We start from the raw sequence: 4,305 nt of genomic DNA, 5'->3' as shown, positions 1-4,305 counted from the left end.
TGGTGATTGCAGCAGTCAGGGTAGTTTTACCGTGGTCAACGTGGCCGATAGTACCAACGTTAACGTGCGGTTTTGAACGTTCAAACTTTTCTTTAGACATTAGGTTGTCCCTCTAAGACACGGAATCGGTGGCGTCACCACATCAACCAAGCAATTGCTTGTGAGATATTTACAGGAAGAAAATCAGGAGGCAAGAACAGGGGAAATGGTGCTGATAGGCAGATTCGAACTGCCGACCTCACCCTTACCAAGGGTGTGCTCTACCAACTGAGCTATATCAGCACATCTTGGAGCGGGCAGCGGGAATCGAACCCGCATCATCAGCTTGGAAGGCTGAGGTAATAGCCATTATACGATGCCCGCGTGAACTCGGCTACCTGACTTTAATCAGCTGTATACTGCATCTCAAGTGTTTTCTGGAGTATAACCCGAGCAGAACACTCAAGATTAAAACTGGTTAATGGTGGTGGGGGAAGGATTCGAACCTTCGAAGTCTGTGACGGCAGATTTACAGTCTGCTCCCTTTGGCCGCTCGGGAACCCCACCTTTCCAAATTTTTAATGGTGCCGGCACCAAGAGTCGAACTCGGGACCTACTGATTACAAGTCAGTTGCTCTACCAACTGAGCTATGCCGGCATCAAGTGCTGCGCATTCTAGGTAGAGTTGAACCATGATGCAACAAAAAAATTGCTTTTTTTATTCTTTCGCTCATAAAACAGTCATTTTTAATGTTATTGATGTTTTTTTCAATACTTTCAGCTTAAATATCCAACAAAAACTCTTATGCAGAAAAAACCAAAAAATGTCTTTGCCAATTATTTTTTGAAAATTATTTGCATAATACTAACCTTCTCTTTTTATCAAAAAAGAAAATAGTGCTCCAAACAGCCCTAGAGATAGTGCATTTCCTTAGATTTTTGCATTTCACATCAAAAAAATTACTAAAACCATAAAAAAATCTACGCCTACGATAACTCAACCGATATGATGAGACTTATTTTTTGTCGGATACGGGTGTTCTCAACAACCTGTCCAACCTGCATAGACAGGCAGATGTTGGCTTATGAATAAGAAAGAATCTTTTTTGACGACTCCATATTTACAATTTGATCGTGAACATTGGGCAACATTACGTGACTCTGTTCCTTTAACACTAACAGAAGAAGAAGTTGCTGCTTTAAAAGGGATTAATGAAGAAATCTCAATAGATGAAGTGGTTGAAATCTATCTTCCATTGTCACGCCTACTCAATTTTTATATTAGCTCCAATTTACGCCGGCAAGCTGTTCTTGGGCAGTTCCTAGGAACAGATGAGCAAAAAATACCTTATATTATAGGTATAGCAGGTAGTGTTGCCGTTGGAAAAAGTACAACCGCACGATTATTACAAGCATTATTAAGCCGTTGGCCAGAACATCGTCGTGTTAAATTAGTAACAACAGACGGTTTTTTGCACTCAAATAATGTATTAAATGAACGAGGTTTAATGAAAAAAAAAGGATTTCCTGAATCCTATGACATGCGCAGCTTAGTCAAATTCGTCGCCGACATAAAATCAGGTGCGGAAAAAGTCACTGCGCCGGTATATTCTCACCTAAGCTATGACATTGTTTCTAATGAACAACTTATTATCGAAAAACCAGATATTCTCATCCTTGAAGGTTTAAACGTATTACAAAGTGGAATGGATTATCCACATGAACCACATCATGTATTTGTTTCTGATTTTGTTGATTTTTCTATTTATGTTGATGCATCAGAAGAATTACTCGAACAATGGTACGTCGGTCGTTTTCTTAAGTTTCGGCAAGGTGCTTTTTCCGATCCTGATTCTTATTTCCACAACTATTCTAAGCTAACAACAGAAGAAGCAATAAAAGTAGCATCAAATATTTGGCGGGAAATTAACGGATTAAACTTACAACAAAACATTTTACCAACGAGAGAGCGAGCTAGTTTGATAATGACGAAAGGAAACAATCACATGATTGAAAGCGTCAGATTAAGAAAATAAAGCAAAAGCCGGAAATATTTCCGGCTTTATACTCAGAAACCCCTCAAGGATATTTCGCCACCAATATAGGGCGTAACGACTCCATCAATATCAAGTAACAAAGCACCTTGTCGATCGATTCCACGGGCGATACCATAAACCTCCTGATCACCAATAATTAATTTCACAGGACGATTAATAAAATTATCTAAATTAAACCACCGAGAGATGAAAGGTGTTAACCCTTCGTTTTCAAATTTAATTAATGCTTCTTTAAGTTCCAGCATGATTTCAGCAACCAACTTATTTCGTTCAATAACCGTTCCTGAGTGTTGTAAATTAGTCCAATGCTGATTAATTGATTTCTGTTCATCACTACTCATCGAAATGTTCATACCTATTCCGATAACAACATGAGCTGCATCCCCTGTTTTTCCCGTCAGCTCAACCAATATCCCTGCTAATTTTTTATCATCCAAATATAAATCATTTGGCCATTTTACTTTTACTCTCTCTGCCCCCTGGCGGTTAAGTACCTCTGCAATAACAATACCTACCACTAAACTTAAACCTATTGCTGCTGCTGGTCCCTGCTCTAAACGCCAATACATGGATAAATATAAATTTCGACCAAAAGCAGAAATCCACTTCCTACCACGACGCCCTCTACCCGCATACTGATACTCTGCAACACAAGCATCTCCTGAATCGAGTTCTGCTAACTTTTCCAGAATATACTGATTTGTGGAATCAATGACCGGTATCACTTCAATATGATTATTGGGAAGATAATTTTCAATAACTTCTTTATCCAAGAGATTCATTGGCGCTGGGAAACAGTAACCCTTACCTGGAAGAGTTAAAACTTCTACTCCCCATTCACGAATAGTCTGAATATGTTTATTTATTCCTGCACGACTCATTCCCAATTCTTGACCAAGTTGCTGGCCAGAATGAACCTCGCCATCAGATAACACTTTAATCAATTTTAATGGAGTTCTGATATCTTTCATGAAATACATTCCACTGCATCTATCTCACCTTCACTGCCAATGAAGCGGACCTCAGGTTCTAAGAAAATATTAAATTTTTCTGCAACCTTGTTATACACATAAGCAGCCAAAGCAACGACATCTTTCCCCGTTGCATTATCTTTATTAATTAACACCAGTGCTTGTTTCGTATGTACGGCTGCGCCACCAATAGAATAACCTTTCAATTGACATTGATCGATGAGCCAACCCGCTGCAATTTTTACGCTTTTCTCATTATGGGGATACTGAGGACAGTCTGGATACTCAGATTTAATTTTGTATGCTAACTCAATCGGTACAATAGGATTTTTAAAGAAGCTTCCAGCATTACCCATCAGTGCAGGATCTGGCAGTTTACTCTGACGCATTTCGCACACAGTATCGAATATTTGTTTTGGAGTGACATTTTCCCGTAAAAATTGCGCTAAGGCGCCATACGTTAAAATTGGTTCCCATCTCTTATTCAAACATAAACCGACTGCCGCGATAGCATAACCATCTTTATATTGATGCTTAAAGATACTGTCTCTATACGCAAATTGACACTCATTTACTGTTAGACGAATTGAATTGCCTGTTTTTAACTCAATAAAATCCACATATTCACAGACATGTTTAAACTCAATTCCATATGCCCCAATATTCTGGATTGGAGCAGAACCAACATTTCCGGGGATTAAGGCTAAATTTTCTAATCCGTAGATTTGTTGTTTAAATAAATAAGTAATCAGCTCATGCCAATTTTCACCTGCACCAACATGAATATGCCACGCAATATCAGACTCTTGTATATTAACCCCAAGGATACGATTTAAAATCACAGTTCCTTTAAAATTCTCAGTGAAAAGAACGTTACTTCCCCCTCCCAGCAATAAAATAGGATGATTCTTCTCTATTGCTTCTTGCCACAAAGTCAAAAGTGACTCAATAGAGGTGGCTATACCGATATAATCAGCACTAGCTGAAATGCCAAATGTGTTGAATATTTTTAGCTGAGTAGATTGACAAACAGACATTCACTTCAAACTCAATAAGTAATTTGGGCGTAGTCTATCAGACTCTATATTTGAAAGATAAGCAAGTAATTGACCAATGCTTATATATTGTTGAGTAAACCAAAAATGCAAAAGGCCACTCACATGAGTGGCCTTTTGGCTTGGTATTAAAGCTTGGCAGTTCCCTACTCTCACATGGGGAGACCCCACACTACCATCGGCGCTACGGCGTTTCACTGCTGAGTTCGGCATGGGGTCAGGTGGGACCACCGCGCTATTGCC

Annotated in this window: 4 protein-coding genes, 4 tRNA genes and 1 rRNA gene; 1 reads left to right on the top strand and 8 read right to left on the bottom strand. The window is 39.1% G+C overall.

Translation table 11 applies throughout. The features are described 5' to 3' along the window. The 5 genes from Xvie_RS16745 to Xvie_RS16725 all read right to left on the bottom strand — a co-directional run. On the bottom strand, nucleotides 1–100 hold a 100-nt coding region (locus tag Xvie_RS16745; protein ID WP_234369306.1), incomplete at its 3' end, for a GTP-binding protein. Between the two features lie 106 nt (nucleotides 101–206). Beyond that, nucleotides 207–282, bottom strand: a tRNA-Thr gene (locus tag Xvie_RS16740). A 6-nt stretch (nucleotides 283–288) separates the two neighbouring features. Next, a tRNA-Gly gene (locus Xvie_RS16735) sits at nucleotides 289–363 on the bottom strand. A 98-nt stretch (nucleotides 364–461) separates the two neighbouring features. Beyond that, nucleotides 462–546 (bottom strand) — tRNA-Tyr (locus Xvie_RS16730). A 15-nt stretch (nucleotides 547–561) separates the two neighbouring features. After that, nucleotides 562–637: transfer RNA gene (locus Xvie_RS16725), tRNA-Thr, on the bottom strand. Between the two features lie 427 nt (nucleotides 638–1,064). On the opposite strand from Xvie_RS16725, the gene coaA reads away from it, so the two are divergent. Then, on the top strand, nucleotides 1,065–2,015 hold the full coding sequence (coaA, locus tag Xvie_RS16720; RefSeq protein WP_086110313.1) for a type I pantothenate kinase: 951 nt from the start codon (nucleotides 1,065–1,067) through the stop codon (nucleotides 2,013–2,015). Between the two features lie 32 nt (nucleotides 2,016–2,047). On the opposite strand, the gene birA is transcribed toward coaA, so the two are convergent. From birA to rrf, 3 genes are all read right to left on the bottom strand, one after another. Further along, nucleotides 2,048–3,007, bottom strand: coding sequence for a bifunctional biotin--[acetyl-CoA-carboxylase] ligase/biotin operon repressor BirA (gene birA / locus Xvie_RS16715; protein WP_086110312.1), 960 nt, complete (start codon nucleotides 3,005–3,007; stop codon nucleotides 2,048–2,050). Beyond that, entirely contained in the window at nucleotides 3,004–4,044 is a 1,041-nt protein-coding gene (gene murB, locus Xvie_RS16710; protein ID WP_086110311.1) for a UDP-N-acetylmuramate dehydrogenase, read from the bottom strand. Before murB ends, birA begins: the two co-directional genes overlap by 4 nt. A gap of 151 nt (nucleotides 4,045–4,195) precedes the next feature. After that, nucleotides 4,196–4,305, bottom strand: a 5S ribosomal RNA gene (rrf, locus tag Xvie_RS16705).

Source organism: Xenorhabdus vietnamensis (assembly GCF_002127535.1).
GTDB classification, from domain to species: domain Bacteria; phylum Pseudomonadota; class Gammaproteobacteria; order Enterobacterales; family Enterobacteriaceae; genus Xenorhabdus; species Xenorhabdus vietnamensis.
This window is presented reverse-complemented; position numbering and strand designations above follow the sequence as displayed.